The 20,387-nt window shown below is 54.3% G+C and carries 18 protein-coding genes; 4 read left to right on the forward strand and 14 right to left on the reverse strand.

The window, feature by feature from the left end; all coding sequences use genetic code 11:
- Positions 1–57 precede the first annotated feature (57 nt).
- Positions 58–708, reverse strand: coding sequence for a molybdenum cofactor guanylyltransferase (mobA, locus tag QU597_RS26990; RefSeq protein WP_310830568.1), 651 nt, complete (start codon positions 706–708; stop codon positions 58–60).
- 299 nt (positions 709–1,007) lie between these two features.
- Between mobA and QU597_RS26995 the strand changes: the two genes are divergently transcribed.
- A complete protein-coding gene (locus QU597_RS26995) occupies positions 1,008–2,231 on the forward strand; it encodes an MFS transporter (protein ID WP_310830569.1) in 1,224 nt (407 codons plus the stop codon).
- Positions 2,232–2,410: 179 nt separating this feature from the next.
- Positions 2,411–3,091, forward strand: a complete 681-nt coding sequence (locus tag QU597_RS27000) for a putative endonuclease domain-containing protein (protein WP_310830570.1) — start codon at positions 2,411–2,413, stop codon at positions 3,089–3,091.
- Positions 3,092–3,155: 64 nt separating this feature from the next.
- Here the strand turns inward: QU597_RS27000 and QU597_RS27005 are convergent, their stop codons facing one another.
- Complete coding sequence (locus tag QU597_RS27005) at positions 3,156–3,524, reverse strand: hypothetical protein (RefSeq protein ID WP_310830571.1); 369 nt, start codon at positions 3,522–3,524, stop codon at positions 3,156–3,158.
- 180 nt (positions 3,525–3,704) lie between these two features.
- Positions 3,705–5,405: a glutamine--tRNA ligase/YqeY domain fusion protein gene (locus QU597_RS27010; protein ID WP_310830572.1), complete on the reverse strand. Its 1,701-nt coding sequence runs from the start codon at positions 5,403–5,405 to the stop codon at positions 3,705–3,707.
- A 225-nt stretch (positions 5,406–5,630) separates the two neighbouring features.
- Here QU597_RS27010 and QU597_RS27015 point away from each other — a divergent pair, with 225 nt between their 5' ends.
- Together QU597_RS27015 and QU597_RS27020 are read left to right on the forward strand one after the other, a co-directional pair.
- Positions 5,631–5,876, forward strand: a complete 246-nt coding sequence (locus tag QU597_RS27015; RefSeq protein ID WP_310830573.1) for a DUF2164 domain-containing protein — start codon at positions 5,631–5,633, stop codon at positions 5,874–5,876.
- A 39-nt stretch (positions 5,877–5,915) separates the two neighbouring features.
- Positions 5,916–6,464, forward strand: a complete 549-nt coding sequence (locus QU597_RS27020; RefSeq protein WP_310830574.1) for a GNAT family N-acetyltransferase — start codon at positions 5,916–5,918, stop codon at positions 6,462–6,464.
- An 87-nt stretch (positions 6,465–6,551) separates the two neighbouring features.
- Here QU597_RS27020 and QU597_RS27025 read toward each other — a convergent pair whose 3' ends face one another.
- The 11 genes from QU597_RS27025 to QU597_RS27075 form a co-directional block, all read right to left on the reverse strand.
- Complete coding sequence (locus QU597_RS27025; RefSeq protein WP_310830575.1) at positions 6,552–7,196, reverse strand: MOSC domain-containing protein; 645 nt, start codon at positions 7,194–7,196, stop codon at positions 6,552–6,554.
- Positions 7,177–7,707 (reverse strand): GNAT family N-acetyltransferase, encoded by a 531-nt coding sequence (locus tag QU597_RS27030; RefSeq protein WP_310830576.1) that lies wholly within the window; start codon positions 7,705–7,707, stop codon positions 7,177–7,179. The genes QU597_RS27025 and QU597_RS27030 overlap by 20 nt, the downstream gene beginning before the upstream one ends.
- A 75-nt stretch (positions 7,708–7,782) precedes the next feature.
- A complete protein-coding gene (locus QU597_RS27035) occupies positions 7,783–9,000 on the reverse strand; it encodes an MFS transporter (protein ID WP_310830577.1) in 1,218 nt (405 codons plus the stop codon).
- A gap of 134 nt (positions 9,001–9,134) precedes the next feature.
- Positions 9,135–11,243: a molybdopterin-containing oxidoreductase family protein gene (locus QU597_RS27040; protein WP_310830578.1), complete on the reverse strand. Its 2,109-nt coding sequence runs from the start codon at positions 11,241–11,243 to the stop codon at positions 9,135–9,137.
- A gap of 376 nt (positions 11,244–11,619) precedes the next feature.
- Complete coding sequence (locus tag QU597_RS27045) at positions 11,620–12,447, reverse strand: formate/nitrite transporter family protein (protein WP_206102332.1); 828 nt, start codon at positions 12,445–12,447, stop codon at positions 11,620–11,622.
- A gap of 245 nt (positions 12,448–12,692) precedes the next feature.
- Positions 12,693–14,057 (reverse strand): FAD-dependent oxidoreductase, encoded by a 1,365-nt coding sequence (locus tag QU597_RS27050; protein WP_310830579.1) that lies wholly within the window; start codon positions 14,055–14,057, stop codon positions 12,693–12,695.
- 332 nt (positions 14,058–14,389) lie between these two features.
- Positions 14,390–16,024 carry a formate--tetrahydrofolate ligase gene (locus QU597_RS27055; RefSeq protein WP_310830580.1) on the reverse strand — a complete coding sequence of 545 codons (1,635 nt, stop codon included), beginning with the start codon at positions 16,022–16,024 and terminating at the stop codon, positions 14,390–14,392.
- 239 nt (positions 16,025–16,263) lie between these two features.
- Positions 16,264–16,740 (reverse strand): glutathione peroxidase, encoded by a 477-nt coding sequence (locus QU597_RS27060; protein ID WP_206102335.1) that lies wholly within the window; start codon positions 16,738–16,740, stop codon positions 16,264–16,266.
- An 83-nt stretch (positions 16,741–16,823) separates the two neighbouring features.
- A complete protein-coding gene (locus QU597_RS27065) occupies positions 16,824–17,162 on the reverse strand; it encodes a DUF3243 domain-containing protein (protein ID WP_310830581.1) in 339 nt (112 codons plus the stop codon).
- 148 nt (positions 17,163–17,310) lie between these two features.
- Positions 17,311–18,282, reverse strand: coding sequence for a M15 family metallopeptidase (locus QU597_RS27070; RefSeq protein WP_310830582.1), 972 nt, complete (start codon positions 18,280–18,282; stop codon positions 17,311–17,313).
- Positions 18,283–18,478: 196 nt separating this feature from the next.
- Positions 18,479–20,329 (reverse strand): DEAD/DEAH box helicase, encoded by a 1,851-nt coding sequence (locus QU597_RS27075; protein WP_310830583.1) that lies wholly within the window; start codon positions 20,327–20,329, stop codon positions 18,479–18,481.
- Positions 20,330–20,387 lie beyond the last annotated feature (58 nt).

Here is a 20,387-nt window from a genome sequence, read left to right on the forward strand (position 1 = left end):
TGGCCACTATAATAGGCTTGCAATTTAAACTGAAGTTAAACGGATATCCGAAAAATACTACCCGTTAGCGGGACGTTGCGCGAGCAGGGCGGCGGCGGCATAATCCTCCGGTGTGTTCATATTGTACAAAGGGGAAGGAACCGGCGGGGCTAACGAAAAGCCGGATTCCGGTACGTAGAGAACATTCAGCGCCCCCAGACAATCCATCACCTTAAAATTCCCGGTGCTAAGCGCGGCTTCGAGTGCCGGAAGCGCCCGCTTATGGTACAGCCCGAGCAGGGGCTGTACACGGCCTTGGCAGGATACAGCAACAGCAGCATCTGCCCCATGGCCGCCTGCTGTTCCGCTGTCCTGCGGATAAGCCTGTGCATGATAGCGGAGTATATACTGCAGGAACTCCGCAGAAGCAAACGGCAGATCACAAGCCGCGACCAGATTCCATTCATTCTCGGAATGGGTAAGCGCTGCATGTAGTCCGGCCAGAGGGCCGCAGCCCTGATATTCATCGGCAATCTGCGGCAGCCCGAGGAAGCTGTACTCCAGCCGCTCCCGGGGGCCGCAGGCAATGACCGTGCTGCCGGCCAGACTTGACAGCTCGTCTGCCAGCCTGGCAATCACGGGTCTTCCGTCAAGCTCAAGCAGCGCTTTGTCACGGCCCATCCGCCTCGAGGCTCCCCCTGTCAAAAGAATTCCCGTATACTGTGGCATCCTGTCCTGTCCTCCTGCTGGAATTTTGTATATTCTAGTACGGTCCAATCTTTAGCAATCCCATCTAGGGTTATCGTATCAGACTTTGCCGTGTGAAGACAGATCGTTGTCTTACGGCCCTTTCCAGCGGACATCAAAGGCTGCCGGGAGCTGTAATTAGACCATTAGACTCCTTGGTAGAAAAACGTCCAAAAACTTGGTTTGTATCCCTTTTCAACAAATGTTACAGTGATAGAAGCGGCCTATTCTATAGTGCAGCCAATAAATGCAAGGCATCTGGCGGGAAAGGAGTGCCAAATTTGCGGGAGAATTTTACTAAGCAGCAATCGTTCACCTCTCTGAAATGGTTTAACTTCTTTGTGTACGGGACTGTTGTGCTCTTTACCAGCTTCTTTCCGCTCTACCTGCAGGATGTCGGAATGAACAAGGTTGAGATCGGAAGCCTGATGTCCGTAGGCGCGCTGGTTTCCATTGTGGCCAACCCGTTCTGGGGCATTTGGAGTGACAAGTATCAGAATATCCGGCGGATCGTCCTCGTCATGCTGACAGGAACGCTGGTCTTATCGCAGCTTGTGTTTCAGGCGCATACATATGAGATGATTTATATCTCCATTCTTTTCTTCTATTTCTTTCAGGGCCCGCTGTTTGCCCAGAGCAACACGATGATTCTCAGCTATATCGAAGGCACCAATCACCGGTTCAGCTCCTTCCGGCTGTGGGGATCGCTCGGCTGGGCACTCACAGCGATTCTGGCCGGTCCAGTGATCGAATGGGCCGGCGTTTCCGTGCTGTCCTATCTGTTCGCGGCACTGCTCTGTTTGGCGATGCTCGCACTGGTTGCGCTGCCGAGGCTGAATCACTCGATCGGGATTGCCCCGCTGCCGTTCAAGGGCTTCCGGCAAATTTTTTATAATCCGTTCTTTTTGTGCTTCATCTTCTTCGGCATCCTGGTGTCCATTCCCAATACGATGAACAATACCTTTGTGTCGCTGTACATCACCGAGCTTGGCGGAAGCAAAACCATGATCGGACTAGCCGTATTCCTCTCCGCCATTCTTGAAATAGGAGTACTCGTGCTGTGCGACCGCTTCCTGAAACGCCAAATACCTGTACTGCTCGGCTTACTGGCCGCGGTGAGCGCTTTGTTCCTTATACGCTGGTGGCTGATGGCCGGGGCGACAACACCGCTTCAGGTAGCCATGATCCAGATTCTGCACTGCATTACCTTCGGCGGATTCTTCTATGTCGGCACACAGCTGACGATGCTGCTCGTCCCCAAGCCGTACCGTTCTTCGGGACAGGCCCTGTACACCCTGACCTGGAGCGGGATTTCCGGCATTCTTGGCGGCGTGCTGGGCGGATGGCTGTACCAGAACCTCGGGGCGCAGAGCATGTATCAGTCCGGTGTATTCCTTACCTTCATCGGAACACTAGGCTTCGGTATAATGGGCCTGTTCGTCAGCCGCGGCGGCTACCGGCCTCCGGCAGAGCACGAGGACGAATTATCGGATTTCGAGCATTGAGGCAATTGCGCAGAGCAGGACAGGATGAAATAAAACATAGCGCAACTGGCTGGATGTCATTGACCCGGTAAACGCTGAGGCCTATAATCAAAAAAATAAAACGGACGAAGAACGTCCCGTACTCCAAGCTTCATTGGGGTGCGGGACTTTTTGTTTTTTATAGAGGAGGAAGATTGAGGATGGGGTTTGCAGAAGAACATCAAAAGTGGCTCGCATATCACAAGAAAATGAGAACCGGAGAACGTCTGGACCGGCTGGAGCGCGGGCATAGTCATGGTGAAAGAATGTTTGTGGAGCGGGTATGGTGGCCCATTTTCGGTCATTTGGATAATCTGCACCCTGAGTATGAGGTTTCGGATTGGCGGGGGCGGCCGTATTTTGTTGATATGGTGTGGAAACCGGCTCAAGTGAAGTTTGCCATCGAGATCAAAGGCTATGGGCCCCATGTGCAGCATACGGACCGGACCCGGTACCGGCAGGAGTTAAATCGAGAAACCTATCTGCAAATCGCCGGATATCGTGTTGTCTCGATCCCATACGATGATCTGGAATCCACGCCGGAGCTGACGATATCCCTGTTGAAGTCTTTGTTAATTCCATATTTGCTGAAGAACGCGGATGGTGGGAGGAGTCAGTATTCAAGGCTGGAAAAGGATATCCTGCGCATGGCGGCACGCTCTAACGGGCTGATCCGCCCTGTTGATCTGGTAAATGAGCTTGGAGTTGATCCAAAAACACTTAAAAAATGTATGACCTCTTTATGCGAAAAAGGTAAATTTAAACCCGTGCCGACCACGGACAACAGCCGGATCTGCCGGTATGAGTATATTCATTCAATGTTGGATAACGAACTGTGGTAGAGGGGAAAGGGTGGAAATGAGGGGGATCAGAGGGAAATATCCCTCTGTTTCCGCCAACAGTGGGCTAAACGAGTAAATCAATGGGATTTATCCCTCTGTTTCCGCCGACAGTGGGCTGAATGAGCAAATCAATGGGATTATTCCCTCTGTTTCCGCCGACAATCGGCTGAATGAGCAAATCAATGGGATTTATCCCTTTGTTTCCGCCAACAGTGGGCTGAATGAGCAAATCAATGGGATTATTCCCTTTGTTTCCGCCATCAGCGGGCTGAATGAGCAAATCAATGGGATTTATCCCTCTGTTTCCGCCAACAGTGGGCTGAATGAGCAAATCAATGGGATTTATCCCTCTGTTTCCGCCAACAGTGGGCTGAACGAGTAAATCAGTTGGATTATTCCCTCTGTTTCCGCCGACAATCGGCTGAATGAGCAAATCAATGGGATTATACCTATGTCCCTGCCCGCCGCCCCCTATCCGGCCGGATTCCGAGGCCTTTATACCGCCGCTTCCGCCGCAGTTAGAGGCCAGAACACGTGCTGAGAGCAAACAAAGAGGCTGTCCACGCCATTTTATCAATGGGGAGACAGCCTCTCTAACTCTAATTATTCAGCCTTATTTAGCGGGCTGGAACGAGCTTTTCAGCGAAACGACCAGATTGAACACGGGATGTCCAGGGGCCGAATATTTGCTGTCCACGTTGAAGTAACCGTGGCGGAAGAATTGGAACTTGTCCTGTGGTACGCTGTCCTTCAGCCCCGGTTCCACGAAGCCCTGCAGGATCTCGATGGATTTCGGGTTGAGCTGGTCCAGGAAGCTTGGCTCCGGCTTGTCGGCGGATGGCTCAAGACCTTCAACTTCGGCCTCCGCATCGGCTTCTTCAGCGGAAATCAGCGGCTCGTAGAGGCGGAACTCAGCCGGAACGGCCTGGCTGGCATCCACCCAGTGCAGGGTACCCTTGACTTTACGGCCGGTAAATCCGCTGCCGCTCCGCGTCTCCGGATCATACGTGCAGTGCAGCTCCACAACTTCACCGTTCTCGTCTTTAATGAACTCGTTGCATTTGATGAAATAGGCATTCTTCAGGCGCACTTCGTTGCCAGGGAACAGGCGGAAATATTTGTTCGGCGGAATCTCCATGAAATCATCACGCTCAATATAGATTTCCCGGGAGAATGGAATCTGGCGGTTGCCCATTTCAGGGTTCTCCACATTATTCTCAATCTCAAAATATTCCGTCTGGCCTTCCGGATAATTCGTGATAACCACCTTTAGCGGGCGAAGCACGGCCATCGTCCGGGGCACGGTCAGCTTCAGATCCTCACGGATGAAATGCTCCAGCATCTGCAGATCCACAAGGCCCTGGCTTTTGGAAATACCGGTCTCATGCACGAAGCTGCGGATGGCTTCCGGAGTATATCCCCGGCGGCGCAGTCCGGAAATGGTCGGCATGCGGGGATCATCCCAGCCGTCCACATGGCCTTCATCCACGAGCAGCTTAAGCTTGCGTTTGCTTGTTACCGTCTGGGCGAGGTTCAGGCGCCCGAATTCGTATTGATGCGGCACAGCCGGCATCTCACATTCTGCAATAACCCAGTCATAGAACGGGCGCTGATCCTCGAACTCCAGGGAACACAGGGAGTGGGTCACACTTTCAATGGCATCCTCCAGCGGATGTGCGAAGGTATACATTGGGTAAATACACCAGGTATCGCCTGTATTATGGTGATGGGAGTGCGAAATCCGGTAAATCACCGGGTCACGCAGATTGATATTAGGCGAAGCCATGTCAATCTTGGCGCGCAGCACCTTCTCGCCGTCCTTGAATTCGCCTGCACGCATGCGCCGGAACAGATCCAGACTCTCTTCGCTACTTCGCTCACGGTACGGGCTGTTCTTGCCAGGCTCAGTCAATGTGCCGCGAAGCTCACGGATTTGATCGGCCGAGAGGTCATCCACATAAGCTTTGCCCTTGCGGATCAGCAGTTCGGCGCGCTCGTACATTTCCCCGAAATAGTCAGAAGCAAACCGCAGCTCATCCCATTCGTAACCGAGCCACTTCACGTCCTCCTGAATAGAATTTACATATTCCGTATCCTCTTTCAGCGGATTCGTGTCGTCGAAGCGCAAATTGGTCTTGCCGCCGAATTCATCAGCCAGTGTAAAGTTAATCCAGATCGCCTTGGCATGTCCGATATGTAAATAACCGTTCGGCTCCGGCGGAAAGCGGGTGACCACTTCCTTTACTTTACCTGAGCTCAAATCTTCGGTAATGACATTCTTGATGAAATTGGAGGGTGTTCCACGGTTCTCCACAGCTATCAACCTCTCGTTCTGTAATATTACTTCTTCCTTGTATGAACATGTTTCCTATTAATATACCCGTTAACCGTAGAATGATCAATGAAATGGGGAATTAAGCCATCCCGGATAGCCCTTTGACTTCCCTCAAGGCGATAGAGTAGCATGGAAATCATAAAGCTTTGTCATTCATCTGTTAATTTATACGTGTTCTGATATGAAAAAGGGGGACTTAACGCAATGAAGCCAATTAAGCTGCCTAAAGAGCAGCGCGACCTGATTACAGAAAATATCCGTGTCTACTTCGAGGCTGAACGCGGAGAGACGATCGGCCATCTCGCGGCGGATAACCTGCTGGAATTCTTCCTGAAGGAGCTGGGACCGGCCATCTATAACGGCGCGCTCAGCGACTGCCGCACCCTGGCAGTACAGCGGATGCAGTCACTGGAGGAAGACATTTACGCCCTCGAATGGAAGAAGCGTTAAGCACCATACCGGCCTTGTGCCGTACAAGGAGGCAGCCGCATGTTTAATTATGTAATTGATGATGAGCTTGTGCTGAAGCTGCTGATGCCGGAGCATGCCCGCCAGATGTTCGCCCTGGTCGAACGCTCGCGGCTGCGGCTGCGGCAATGGCTGCCTTGGGTCGACGGAGTAACCGAACAAGCCCATATCGCATCATTTATACAAAATGCCGTCAAGCAAGGCAGCGAAAATGGCGGCTTCACCGCCGGACTGTGGGTCCGGGATGAGCTGGCCGGCATTATTGGTTATCATCAGATCGACTGGCAGAGCCGTTCGGTCGGCATCGGCTACTGGCTGGGCGAAGGCTACGAGGGCTATGGCTACATGACCAGCGCCTGCCGGGTCTTCATTGACTACGCCCTGCTGGAAATGGAGCTGAACCGCATCGAAATCCGCTGTGCAACCGGCAATAAATCCAGCCGGGCGATCCCCGAGCGGCTCGGCTTTGTGTTCGAAGGTGTCCTGCGCCAGTCGGAAAAGCTGCCGGGCGGCTATGTGAACCACGCCGTATATGGCCTGCTGCGCAGCGAGTGGAAGCTGCTCGGCTGAGCAGCGCACAAAAATGCCTGGAGGTTTTGTCACTCCAGGCATTTTTGATTTTTCCCTTACAGACCTCAGGAATCAGCTGCCTCTGACCTAACTTTCTTCTGTACCCAGCCATCTCCGGAACTTTTCCCGGGTTACCAGAGACAGAGCCTCCAGCTCCGAGAGTTCGGGCAAATCGGATCGGTCCGTACGCCCGTGCTCCATCAGGTACAGTACCCGTCTTACCGGAAAGCTGCCTGCACCGGACTCCCGCTTAACGATCGCGTCACCCGCAGCAATCACGCCTTCACGCAGAACCCGGAAATAGAAGCCGCTGTACCCTGTAGCCAGCACCTTGGCCGGCATATCGGCCGGACCATGCTTCTGAGAGAGCTTGAAGCATGGGAACCGGGGCTGGCTGACCTGCAGCAGGCAGGAGCCAATCTCGTATACATTCCCGATGCAAACCTCCGTCTCCAGCAGTCCGCTGACGGTAAGATTCTCACCGAAGGCGGAATACTCCAGCTTTTTGCCAAGCTGCTCCTCCCAGTAAGCATAATGCTCAACCGGATACACACAAACCGCTTTGTCCGGACCGCCGTGGTTAACCAGATCAGCCTGTCCATCCCCGTCGAAACCCCCGGTATGCAGACGAACCGGCCCCATCGCGGGCAGCTTGTAAATTCCCGTTTCCAGCGGCTTTCCGCGGTAGTCCACCTTTACCGGCTTACCCACATTAAGCGAAATGACTTCCATCCTCATTCCCTCCAGTCAGCATACAGCACATAAAGACTTCATCCACATAATGTCCGCTGAGATAGAACTCATCCTTCAGCCGGCCCTCCTCGTGAAACCCGCATTTACGGTAAAAGGCTAAGGCCGGCTCATTACTCGACAGCACCCGCAGACGGAGCTTGCGGATTCCATGCGCTGCCGCATGCCGTTTAATCGCTTCGATCAGCATGCCGCCAATGCCCTGCCGCTGAAACCGCGGATGCACGGCGATATTCACCTCACACACATGCCGGTTGCTCTCCATGCCGCTCGGGCAGCCAAAGCCGACATATCCGCAAAGCACTCCTTCCTGCAGGGCGACCAGCTGGGAGCCTGGAGGCGCATGCAGCAGATAATCCTCACGCGAACGCCACATCAAAGGGCCCGGCGTCGTATCCTCCGTCCAGATCATGTTGTCCAGCACGATCAGCTCACGGGCATCCTTGATTTCGGAGGGCCGGATCGTAAGCGCGCCTCCATTAATTTGTTGCATAGCTCTTCCACCCCTTGCCTTACCTTTAAAAAATCTCTAGGTTCTCCATTCCGCAATTCATTCCATTTGCATCCATTATACCGTATTTTGTTCCAGTGTACGGGCTGAACGGTTGACATATGCATGGACGATAAAGAAGCCTACCGCCAGTACGGCCATTCCGCAGGCGAGCCAGCCGGTGGGCGCAAGCCCGCCGGTATCATACAGGCTGCCCATTAGATACGGTCCGATAACTCTGCCGGCAGCACCGATGCCCCCGCTGAGACCTAAATAGAAAGGGGCATTCCGGCCCGCATAATCCGAGATAAAGGCCGGGGTTGCCGGTGAAATCAGCATCTCGCCCAGCGTTGCCAGCACCATCGCCAGCACCATGCCGGGATAGCTCGGCATTAATAGAATAACTGCGTATCCGCTCAAATAGAATACGGCACTTGCCGTCATCTGAGCGGTTGAGGTTCCGGCAAACCAGCGTTTGATGAGGCTGACCAGCGGCTGGGCGGCAAAGATCAGAATACCGTTGAGCGTCCATAGAAAGCTGTACAGGCTTTTGGACCAGCCCTCCGAAATAATAAACGGCGATACGCCTGTATTCCAGACCGAGTTGCCAAGCAGTAGGAACATGGAGCCAAGCGCCATATACAAATAGATCCGGGTGTTCCCCATCAGCTTCCAGCCTGACTGGTCCCGGTGACGGGATCTCTGCTGTAGTTCATTATGAGCCGGAGCATTGCCGATTTTCCGCAGATAGACCAGGAAAAACACAGCGAATATAGCCGAGGTTAGCCCGTTCATTACAAAGCTCAGCATATAGGAAAGATCAGCCAGCACCCCGCTGAGCCCCGTGCCCAGCGCCACCCCGATATTATTCGCAACATAGATTACATTGAAGAGCTCCCCGCGCCGCTCTGCAAAGCGGAAGCCGACAAAGGCCTGAATCGCAGGCTGCGACATGGAGTTAAACAGCCCCACGAGTCCCATAACCACCATGAACATATGCCAGTTCCCGCTTGCCGCAGGCAGGGCGAACAAAGCGAGGGCATTCATGGCCAGACCGCCGACGATTAGATGTTTGACACCGACCTTATGATAGAGCGACCCGCCCAGCAATTGTCCGGCGATTCCCCCAAGGGATTGAATAACAATAACGAGTGCAGCATCCTTCATGCTGCGCCCCAGCTCATCGAATACATACATCGTTACAAGCGGCCACATGAGTGCACTGCCGGTCGCATTAACGAGACTTGCGATCAAAAATACTTTGACTTCCTTCGGATAGTCTTGCAGAAACTTCATGACTTGTCTTTCATCCCCTGTTACATATATGTCTTAATTCCATCCAGTATCCGCCCAAAACAGGGTGAAGGGCAAGCTTATGCATTGACGTTCTGACGCGTCACACAAACACAGAATTATTGATGCTTCCTTATCTAAAGCTGCATAGAACAGGTTGAAGCCAAGGGCTGCTCCCGCTTCTTCACTTCAACGGTAGCCGAGAAAAAAGTCGCACCGCCGTCCATGTCGCTCAGCCGGTCCGGCGTAAGCACATTCACCCGCTGCCTTGTTCCTTGGCCTTCCCACCACAGCCCCTGACTGACCACCGTACCCGGCAGCATTTTCTCCGTAACCATAGCCGTGAGTTCTACTATACCTCTGCTGTTATACACCGTAATTTCATCACCGTCTGTAATATCCCGCGCCGCCGCATCCTCCGGGTGAATCTGCAGTGCCGGTTTTTTCTCCATCTTCTTATGCTTCTCCACATTGCCGAACGTCGAGTTCAGGAAATTATGGTTCGGCGGGGAGATGAACATCAGCGGATACGCCGCTCCCTGCTCCGGACGCCGCACCCCGTCATACCCTTCCTTCAGCGGGGTATACTCAGGCAGCGGAGGCAAGCCGGCCCGCTCCATCGCCTGGGAATAAAGCTCGATCTTGCCCGAAGGGGTGGGCAGGTTCTCCAGGTAATGCTCTTTAGGCGTCATGTCCAGCTTGACGAACCGCTCCGCCATCAGCCGTTCCAGCGTAACCCCGCTCATATACGGATTGCTGGGATGGTCAAGCGTCTCACGGATCATCTCAAGCTCGGACTGGCCGAAGATTTCCGGGTCAAAGCCCATAGCCTGTCCCAGCAGCGAGAAAAGCTCGACATTGCTTTTGCACTCACCCTGCTTCTCCAGTATTGGCTCTTGCAGCTGCATATAATGATGCCAGTAAGAACCGAATAAGTCCGTATTCTCAAAGGTTGAGGAGGCAGGCAGCACGATATCGGCATACTGCGCAGTGTCGGTCATAAACAGATCATGTACAACCGTAAACAGGTCCTCACGGGCAAAGCCTGCCTTTACCTTATCGGCATTAGGGGCAACTACAAGCGGATTGCTGCAGTAAACGAACAGGCTCATAACCGGCTGCTCTTTCAGCTCCAGCGCCTCCCCGATCCGGTTCATATTTATGCTGCGCGCCTGCGGATTGCTCCGCAAATCGGGACGGGCCAGCGCCCGGGAGTTGGTCGAGGAATAGGCTCCGTTGGATTTGATCGCCCCGCCGCCCGGCTTCAGCCACGCGCCGACCAGCGCCGGCAGACAGGCGATGCTGCGGACATTCATCCCGCCATTATCGTGATGCTGCAGCCCGTTGCCGATATGGATATAGGGCACCTTCGCCTCGCCGTACAGCTTGGCCAGCTGTTCAATATCCTCCACTGGCACGCCTGTAATCTGCGATACAAGCTCCGGCGGGTAGCCCAGCGCCTGCTCACGCAGTTCCTTATGTCCTACTGTGTACTTTTCGAGAAAGGCATCGTCCGTCAGCCCGTCCCGGAACAGAATATGCATCAGTCCCAGCGCCAGTGCGGAATCTGTACCGGGGTAGAGCGGCAGGAACCAGTCCCCCCACTGGGCTGTCCGGTTGCGGTGCACATCAATGACTACTACCTTCGCGCCGCGCTTACGCGCCTGCTCCGCGAACACGACCTGATGCATGTTGGTGCTCACAATGTTGCCGCCCCAGACGATAATCAGATCGGCATTTACCGTATCCTCCGGGCTGGCTCCCCCGTCCATTCCCATGGTGTACACCCAGCCGGCCGTGCCGGCCGCGCTGCAGATTTTGGCATCGAGCTGGCTTGCGCCCAGCCTGTTAAAGAAGCGCCGGTCCATGCCGCCCACGCTGAGCACGCCCATATTGCCGTAGAAATAGTACGGGAGGATGCTCTCCGGCCCGTATTCCTGTGACAGCTGCTTGAAGCGTCCGGCAATTTCCGTAATTGCTTCATCCCAGCTAATCTGCTCGAAGGCTCCGCTGCCCTTCGGGCCGGTGCGGCGGAGGGGATGCATCAGACGCTCGGGATGGTGTACGCGCTCCGCCATGTTCCGCACCTTATTGCAGATGGCTCCCCGGGTCACCGGATGCTCGGGATTCCCTTCTACTTTTACAATTTTACCGTTCTGCTTATGCACCAGCAGTCCGCAGGTGTCTGGGCAATCCAGTGGACATACCGCCGGAAATATGCCGTCTTTACTATGCTTCAAGGCCATTGTCCTCCCTTTTATCTTTGGGTATGCTGTTCACTGAGTTCTAATATCGCTTGTCTTTTCATTGTAAGCCCAGCTCTTCCGGGCGTAAAGAAAATAGCTGGAAACGCCCTGTTTCGTTCTAAGAATCCCCGGGTAATAGAGCATATGAAACACTCCCTATTTATTCGCCGTGAGCCCGATTTCGTTCCCCCGAGTCGGATATGCACGGCGAATTTTGTGTTGTCCGTATTTGATAAATCCCCATATTAAAAAGACATCCCCTGAGCGTTCCTCCCCAAACTCCGCATAAGCGGACTGAAGATAAACAAGCACAAGGAATGTCTATGACAGTAAGCGTATCTTATAAGTTCAATTCAGGCTGCCCTAAGCCTGTAACTTAAGCGTGTTTCTTCACACCGGAAGCGGCTACGCCTTCTACCGCTTGAACAGCTGCAGGCGTTTTGCGCAGATAGGCCATATAATAGGCTGCCCCTACAAAAATGGCTCCCCCGGTAAGATTGCCGAGCCAGACCGGAGCAAAGTTGCCGAAATACTGAGCCCAGGTGAAATGTCCTTCGAATATAGCAGCAGGGATCAGGAACATGTTAGCTACAACGTGCTGGAAGCCAATGGCTACGAAGGCCATCGTCGGGAACCAGATCCCGAGAATTTTGCCGCTGAAATTATCCGCTCCGTAGGAGAGCCAAACGGCCAGTGCTACCAGCCAGTTACAGCCAATCCCCGAGACAAAAGCCTGCAGGAAGGTTACATCAATCTTATGTTCGGCCATATCGACCAGTTTATCCAGGTATACCCCATCTGCCGTAAGACCGACCACGTGACCGAAGAAATAAGCAACGAACAAGGCACCTGCCAGATTGCTGAGCGTAATCAGCACCAGGTTCTTGATCACTTCCCAGAACGAAATCTTCTTCGCCATGAACGCCAGCGGTACCGCCATCATATTGCCTGTCAGCAGTTCCCCTCCGGCCAGCAGCACCAGAATAAGCCCTACCGGGAAGACGGAAGCCCCGATAAAGTTAGCGATGGAGCCCCATTCCTTCGGAGCGCCGGCAATGACGCGAATATCCAGTAAAAATCCGAGCGCAATAAACGCTCCTCCCAGAAAACCGAGAATGAGTACAGCGGCAAGCGGGTTGTGGGCTTTCTTGATCCCGTTCTCTACCGTGACCTCGGCGATCTGCTGCGGTTTGTTATAAGCCATGATTCCTATCCCCTTCTATTTACTTAAAATTTGTTCCTTTATGCCATTGTAGCGTGATCCCAATCACATTTACGTGATAAATGTCACCTCAAGAAAGACTTCGTGAAAGTTTTCACTGACATGTCAAATTTACCTTAGTAAGGGAAAGGTGCATAGGATAAAAAACACACGGCCCCACTTTTTCGGGGTCTTTACAGACAGCACAAAAAAAACCGGAGCTGGCGGCTCCGGTTTTCTGCTTTTTATTATACGGTTACGGGTTCTTTACGGTCCATGGTTTTCGGCAGGGCCTGAAGGCCGGCTGTATTCAGGAAGTTCCAAGGCTTGTTGTAATGCGGCTGGAAGAAGAAATCAATGAAGGCCAGCTGGTCCACGGTCATGCGGTTCTGAATGCAAACCGACACGGTATTGATCGATTGGGTCAGATCCATCTTGGACATAATCTGCGCACCGAGAATCCGGCGGGTGCCGCGGGCATAGACCACTTTCAACTGCACCTGTTCAAAGGTTGGCATAAATTCCGGACGGTAGTTGTCGGTAATCATTACACTTTCTACATCCATACCTTCAGCCTTCGCTGCATCCTCAGTCAGACCGGTGCCGGCGATGTTATCTTCATAGATTTTGATTCCCGAAGTTCCCTGTGTTCCCATGTAAGGGATGGTGTTCTCCACCAGATTGCGGGCGACCAGTGTTCCCATACGGACGGCATTCGTTGCCAGCGGGATATAGGCATGCTGTCCGGTCGGGTTGTAATGGATCGCACAGCTGTCACCGGCAGCGAAGACATCCGGCAGGCTGGTCTGCATATAGTCATTGACCATGATGGCACCATTAGGCAGCATATCAACCTGTCCCTTCAGCAGCTCTGTATTCGGACGGAAGCCGATGCAGAGGATAACCAGATCCGTTTCATGCTCGCCTTTGCTCGTAATCACTTTGGTCACTTTACCGTTCTCACCGGCAAATGAGCTTACCTTTTCACCGAGCGCCAGCTTAATACCGTGATCCTCGAGCGACTGCTGGATCGGAGTGGTGAATTCTTCATCCAGATATTTGCTGAGGATGCGTTCCTCGCCATCAATCAGCGTAACCTGCTTACCATTCATCTGGAAAGCTTCTACCAGCTCTACACCGATATATCCGGCACCAACAACCGTAATTCTGTTGACCTGCTGTGCTCTTTCAATAATGGTATTGGAATGGTTATAGTTCTTCGAGAGCAGAATGCCGTCCAGCTCCATGCCTTCCAGCTTCGGAACAATCGGCCATGAACCCGTCGTCATGATCAGCTTGTCATAGGAATCATTGAATTCCTCACCGGTCGCCAGATTGCGGGCGCGCAGCGTTTTGCCGGCTGTGTCTACCTTGATGACCTCATGGCGCATCTTAGTTGTAACACCGAGTTCAGCAAGCTTTTCCGGTGACGAATAGAACAAGCCTTGCGGATCTTTAATGACTCCACCCACATATAGAGCAATGCCGCACGACAAGAAGGAAATATTATCATTGCGTTCGTAAACCGTAATCTCGGCATCCGGGTAAAGCTGTGCGGTATTAACAATTGCGGCGGTTCCGGCATGGGTACATCCAATGACTGCTACTTTCATGATTTCTTCCTCCTCCAAATTGACAAGCATATTTATTTGTTTTTATTTGTGATTAATTTCACTTTATACACTGATTATATTGTGATTTTTCTCACATTACAAGTATAATTGTGATTTTTCTCACATTGTTCACAAATGAGATCATCTGATGCCGCGTTAGCTGCACCCTGTACCCTGCTCCGATTGCCTTAGTTTCTCCGGACGGGAGCAGTTTATGTCTTTTTGCAGCAGGGAGCAGGAGGAAGCGGAGGGGAATTCAGCTGTGAATAAAAACAGTGCCAAGCAGATTTCGCTTGGCACTGGGAGTACAGGATATGCACTCTATAATAAGACTATTCCAGACCGTGAAGTACACCGTCTTCGTCCACCCGCAGCCCTTCAGCCGCCGGCTTGGCCGGAAGCCCCGGCATGGTGACGATATTGCCTGTAATCACAACAGCAAAACCGGCACCAAGCGACAATGTAATATCCCGGATGCCCATTGTGAAGCCCTCAGGGGCGCCAAGCAGTCTCGGCTGGTCAGAGAAGGAATAAGGGGTTTTGGCCATACATACCTGAAGCTTCTGCAGACCAAGCTTCTCGATGACAGCTAGACTGCGTTTCGCCGCCGGTGAGAAGGCTACCCCTGAGCCGTGATAGATTTCGGTGACGATTTTGTTGATCTTGGACGGAATGTCCAGGTGATCCTCATACAGCGGAGTGAACTTCACGGCCTGGTCCCGGCCCAGCAGCTTCGTCAGCTCGGCTGCCAGCTCCTGCCCGCCCGCACTGCCTTCGGCCCATACCTTAGAGACGGCAACAGGTACACCCAAACGGCGGCAGGCTTCCAGCACATCGCTCACTTCATCCGGCGCATCGCCCTCAAAGTGATTCAGCGCCACCAGTACCGGCACACCGAATTTACCAAGATTCTCAATATGGCGCTCCATGTTCGCAAGTCCCGAGAGCAGCGCGGCCCGGTTGCTGGCATACAGCTCTTCCTTTCGCACACCGCCGTTGTACTTCAGCGATTTCACCGTAACAACGAGCACTGCTGCTGAAGGGGCAAGGCCCGCCTGGCGGCATTTGATATCCATGAATTTCTCTGCACCCAGATCGGCTCCGAAGCCGGCTTCCGTCACGACCACCTCGCCCAGCTTGAGCGCATAGCGGGTACCGATGACGCTGCTGCAGCCGTGGGCGATGTTGGCGAAAGGCCCGCCGTGGACAATCACCGGCGTTCCTTCCAGCGTCTGCACCAGATTAGGCTTCACCGCTTCTTTTAGCAGCGCAGTCATGGCCTCCACCGCGCCGATATCCTTGGCCGTCACCGGCTGGCCCTGCATGTCATAGCCGACCAGCATCCGGCTCAGCCGCTGCTTCAGGTCGGCAAGATCGCTGCACAGACAGAGCACGGCCATGATCTCAGAAGCCGTTGTAATCTGGAATCCGCTCTCGCGTACTGTACCATTGCCGTCTCCCAGCCCGGTCACAATGCTGCGCAGGCTCCGGTCATTCATGTCCAGGACGCGTTTCCAGACGATGCGCTGCGGATCAAGCCCCAGATGGTTGCCCTGGAATATATGGTTATCAATCATCGCCGACAGCAGATTATGCGCAGATGTAACCGCGTGGATATCGCCTGTAAAGTGAAGATTGATCTCATCAGCCGGAACAATCTGCGCCTTGCCGCCGCCGGTAGCTCCGCCCTTCATCCCCAGGCAAGGCCCGAGCGAAGGCTCGCGAAGCGCGGCTACCGTCTTAACTCCTGCCGCATTCATCGCCTGGGCCAGCCCGATGGTTGTTAACGTCTTGCCTTCCCCTGCGGGGGTAGGATTAACTGCAGTAACCAGGACCAGCTTGCCATCCGGTTTATGCTTGAGTTCCTCCCATAAGGACGGGGCGAGCTTGCTTTTATATTTACCGTAAAGCTCCAAATGCTCCTCATTGATCCCTGCTGCTGACGCCACCTCTGTAATTAACCTCATAACTTTTTAAAAACCCTCCTGCCGTTATTATCCTGTTCAGCTTCCCTGTTTATACCCAAATGTCATCGTGAGCGGTAATGTTCCTCTTTCAAAGAATACAGTGTCCCTGAAAAGCGTCAAGGACTATTTTCATTGTGCACCTTAGTGCAGCCTTCAGATCCCAAACAAAAAGAAACGGCATAGCCGCCCTTGTATGGACGGTATCCGTTTCTTTGGGAATTAACAGGATAAGCGGCAGGCTACAGCAAAGATTCAATAAGCCCCTTCATCGTTTCCGGCGACTCCTTCGGTTCCACCCGTGCTGTTACATTTCCGCTGCGGTCTACAAGAAACTTGGTGAAATTCCACTGGATGTCACTGCTTTCACCTTCACCCGGCTGCTGCCCCTTCAAATATTGAAACAGCGGGCTGGCTTCCGGTCCGTTGACATCAATTTTGGCGAAGATAGGGAATTTAACACCATAGTTGATCTGGCAGAATTCTTCGGCTTCCTCGCTCGTTCCCGGCTCCTGGCCGGCGAATTGATTGCAGGGAAAGCCCAGAACCACAAGTCCTTGATCTCCATACTGTTCGTAAAGCTTCTGAAGATCACCATACTGCGGGGTAAGTCCGCATTTACTGGCTGTGTTGGCTATCAGCAGCACTTTACCTTCATAATCCTTAAGCGGCACTTCCTTACCCGAAGGGGTCACTCCGGCAAAACTGTAAATCGACATTCGCTCTTCATCCTTTCCATTGCCTCATGTGTCCACCATATCATACCGTAAGCAGGCACATGAATACAAAATCAGGCCATGCTTCACTGCTGCGCCAGCTTCACGAGCATATGCGCCAGCCGGTGTCTTTCTTCTTTGCTGCCGACCTTCCACAGCTCCAGCAGAAGCTTCTCCTCACTATTGCGCGGCTCTTCATGGGCGGCCAGATAATCAGCGATTTTTTCTGCTGCCACAGCGAGCTGTTCTTCGCCCAGTCCGATTTTTTGCGCCAGTTGAATGCGCTTACTCAAATAACCTTTAAAATCCTCAAAGTTATTCAAGATCCGCTCTTTCTGTTCCGGTTCAATCCGCTCCAGGGCATCATTCACCCGGTTAATGCTGAGATTTCCGTCCTTGCTGACCACATGATTATGTTCGGACATATTGACCGCCTCCGTCTCTCAAGAATAGGGTTTCCCACTACTTAACCAGCCGGTTCCGGGGTGAACCACCTGCAGACTCCCGTTAAACCGCTCCCATACCAGCCGTACACAAAAAACAGGCGGCCCGTTATCCGGAACCGCCTGCCTGTTATTTCGACACCGGAACGGCATCGTAGTATTCTTCCAGGGTAATCCCTTTGGCAGCGATCTCTTCAGCAATATCCTTACCTACATAACGGATGTGCCAAGGCTCGTACATATAACCGGTAATTCCCTGCTTGCCTTCCGGATAGCGGATAATAAAGCCGTATTCGGCCGCATGGGCGGCCAGCCAGTCGGCTTCCTTCGTCCCCCCGAAGCAGCTCTCAGCGGCGCATTTGCCGTCACTGCCCGATACGTCAATCGCCAGGCCTGTCTGATGCTCACTGTGGCCGGGTACTGCACTGTAGGTGCGGGCCTTCTCTTCGCCGTCTCTAGCTACATAGTTGTTGAACAGCGTGGTCTGCGTCTTCTCGGAACGGTAGGCGGACACACCTGCCAGATAGACACCGTCCTTCTTCGCGCCTGCGAACATCCGCTCCAGCGCCCCGGCTGCAGTCTTGCGCATCATCCGCTTCTCAATCTTCTCCGAGAAAATAAACGGCACATCCGGATACACCAGATCCGCAGGCTTGTACCCGTCCGGCAGCTGATACTGTTTGTTGACCATAACAGTCATACTGTCCGGTTCTGCGGCAGTCTGCTCCGCCGCAGGGTCACCTGTACCGCTGCTGCCCGTGTCAGTAGGCTTAGCGGTTGCAGGCTTAGCGGTTGCGGCCGGCGAAGGCTCTGCGCTAGCCTGATTGCCGGAATTGTCCGGCTTGTCCGAAGGTTCAGCAGTAGGCTCGCTTCCTGTGCCGGGTGCCTCTGGAGCGTCCGAAGCTACAGCCGAAGGCTCAGGCGATGGCTCGAACGATGGCTCGGAAGATGAAATTGGCGGAGCCTGAAGATCCTCTCCCGCCCCTGCGGACGCGCCTTCTTCTATGGAAGCCGATGGAGACGGAGAGGTGTATTTACCGATCCCCCAACCTACGGCAATCACGGCGATAAACAAGATAACGATTTTGACAGTCCTAGACATATGCTGTTGCTTCCTCTCAAGTAAGTTATGAATGCTTCATGCTGTACATTATAGACAAGCTTTGCGTCCAAAATGTTTCAAATTCTTAAATACCTTCCCGTGCCTGCTGGCAGACGAAAAAAAATGTTACCACAGAACGTCAGCTGCAAGCAGACCGCCCTATGGTAACAAGTTTTAAGGATGACATCCAGCGCCTTTATCTGGATGAGCCGCGTCCGCCGCGTGAGCCGCCTGCATTCTTGCCGCGGCTGCCGCCACGGGACTGGCTGCCGCTTCCGCCGCTGCGTCCGCCCGAGCCGAAGCCGCCTTTGCCGCCCTTGGAGCCGCCGCGTGAACCGCCGCCGCCCTTAGAAGCCGGTGCGGACGAGCTCCAGGCACCTGCCTCATTGCTGCGGGCCACGTTGGCTCTATGCTTAGGGCTGGCCTGAGCCCCGCCCGGATTGTAGCCGCTGCCGGAGCCGGCACCTTTGGAGGCGCCGTAGCTGAAGCCGCCGGCTTCCGCGCCACGGGCTACATTGGTGCTGTAGCCGCTGCTCGGGCCGCCACCTGAACCGGCGGCCCCTCTGCCGCCGCGCTGGCCGGCGGCTTTCGCGCCGGGTGCAGAGCCTGCAGCCGCGCTGTTACTGCGGGGGTCGAAGCTGCCGTAGCCGCCGCCCGGTCTTGGCTTCGCCGCGCCTTTGCCGGCGGATTCCCCGCCTCTAGGCGCAGCTGCAGCATAGCCGCTGCGCTTGCCCCCGGCCGCTTCCTTGCGGCCGCGGGTTTCGGCAGGCGCGTCCCAGCTGCCTGCTTCCTTGCCGCGTGCGCGTCCGCCCGGACGTGCACCGGCTTCCGCACGCGGCGCTCCGCCGCTGCGTCCCTGGCCGCGCCCGCCGCGGCCGGCACGCGCCGGTTCCGGCGCGCCGCTCCGGCGGCCGCCCCGCGGGGAGCCGCCGCCCTGCACTGCGGTGAATTCGCCTACGCCGAATTCATCCTTCTCGTAGCGGCGGCGGTCCAGCCGCTGGGAAATCCCATGCTCGATCAGGTCGAGCAGGTTGTATTCACGCGGCGAGGCGAGGGTGATCGCCAGGCCTTTGCCGCCGGCCCGGCCGGTCCGGCCGATCCGGTGGATATAGCTGTCCGCATCCAGCGGAAGGTCATAGTTGAAGACATGGGTAATCCCTTCAACGTCAAGACCCCGGGCGGCAACGTCCGTTGCAACCAGGAGCTGCAGCTTGGCATCGCGGAACCGCTTCATGACCGCTTCACGCTTGCCCTGGGACAGATCGCCATGCAGCTCATCGCAGTCATAGCCTGCCGCCTGCAGCGCTTCGTTCAGCTTCGAGACCCGGCGTTTGGTCCGGCAGAAAATAATCGCGAGGTACGGACGGTCCCGCTCAATCAGTGCCTGCAGCGCTTCTTCCTTATTGCGATCTGAGCATTCAACGACCTGCTGGCGGATATTGTCCAGCGGGATCGGCGAGCCGCTCTTGATGATAATATCAAGCGGCTCCTTCATATAATTCGCAGCCAGACGTTTGATCGGATCCGGCATCGTCGCAGAGAACAGCATCGTCTGACGGCGGTAAGGCACAGCCGTAATAATAGTCTCTACATCCTCCAGGAAACCCATATGAAGCATTTGGTCTGCTTCATCGAGAACGAGCATCTTTACTCCGTTCAGATCCAGCGTCTCGCGGCGCATATGGTCAAGTACTCGTCCCGGCGTACCGATAATCAGATGTCTGCCGCCTTCCAGCTTACGCAGCTGCTTCTCCACATCCTGTCCGCCGTATACAGCCAGAATCTTCACACCCGTATGACGCGCCAGCTTGCGCGCCTCTTCGGTTATTTGCAGTGCCAGCTCGCGCGTCGGCGCGAGAATCAGCGCCTGCGGATAAGCCGCCTCTACGCGGATCTTGTCCATAATCGGCAGCAGGAAGGCCAGTGTCTTCCCCGTACCCGTCTTTGCTCTGGCAATGACGTCCAGACCCTGCACCAGCGGCGGAATGGATTCTTCCTGGACCGGCGTCGGCTTGACGATGCCTTGTCCTTTTAGCAGATCAGTCAATACCTCAGAAACTCCTAATCCCTTAAAACCTGACAATTGCTCCACCTCACTAAATTCT

This window comes from Paenibacillus pedocola (assembly GCF_031599675.1).
Classification (GTDB): Bacteria; Bacillota; Bacilli; order Paenibacillales; family Paenibacillaceae; genus Paenibacillus_AQ; species Paenibacillus_AQ pedocola.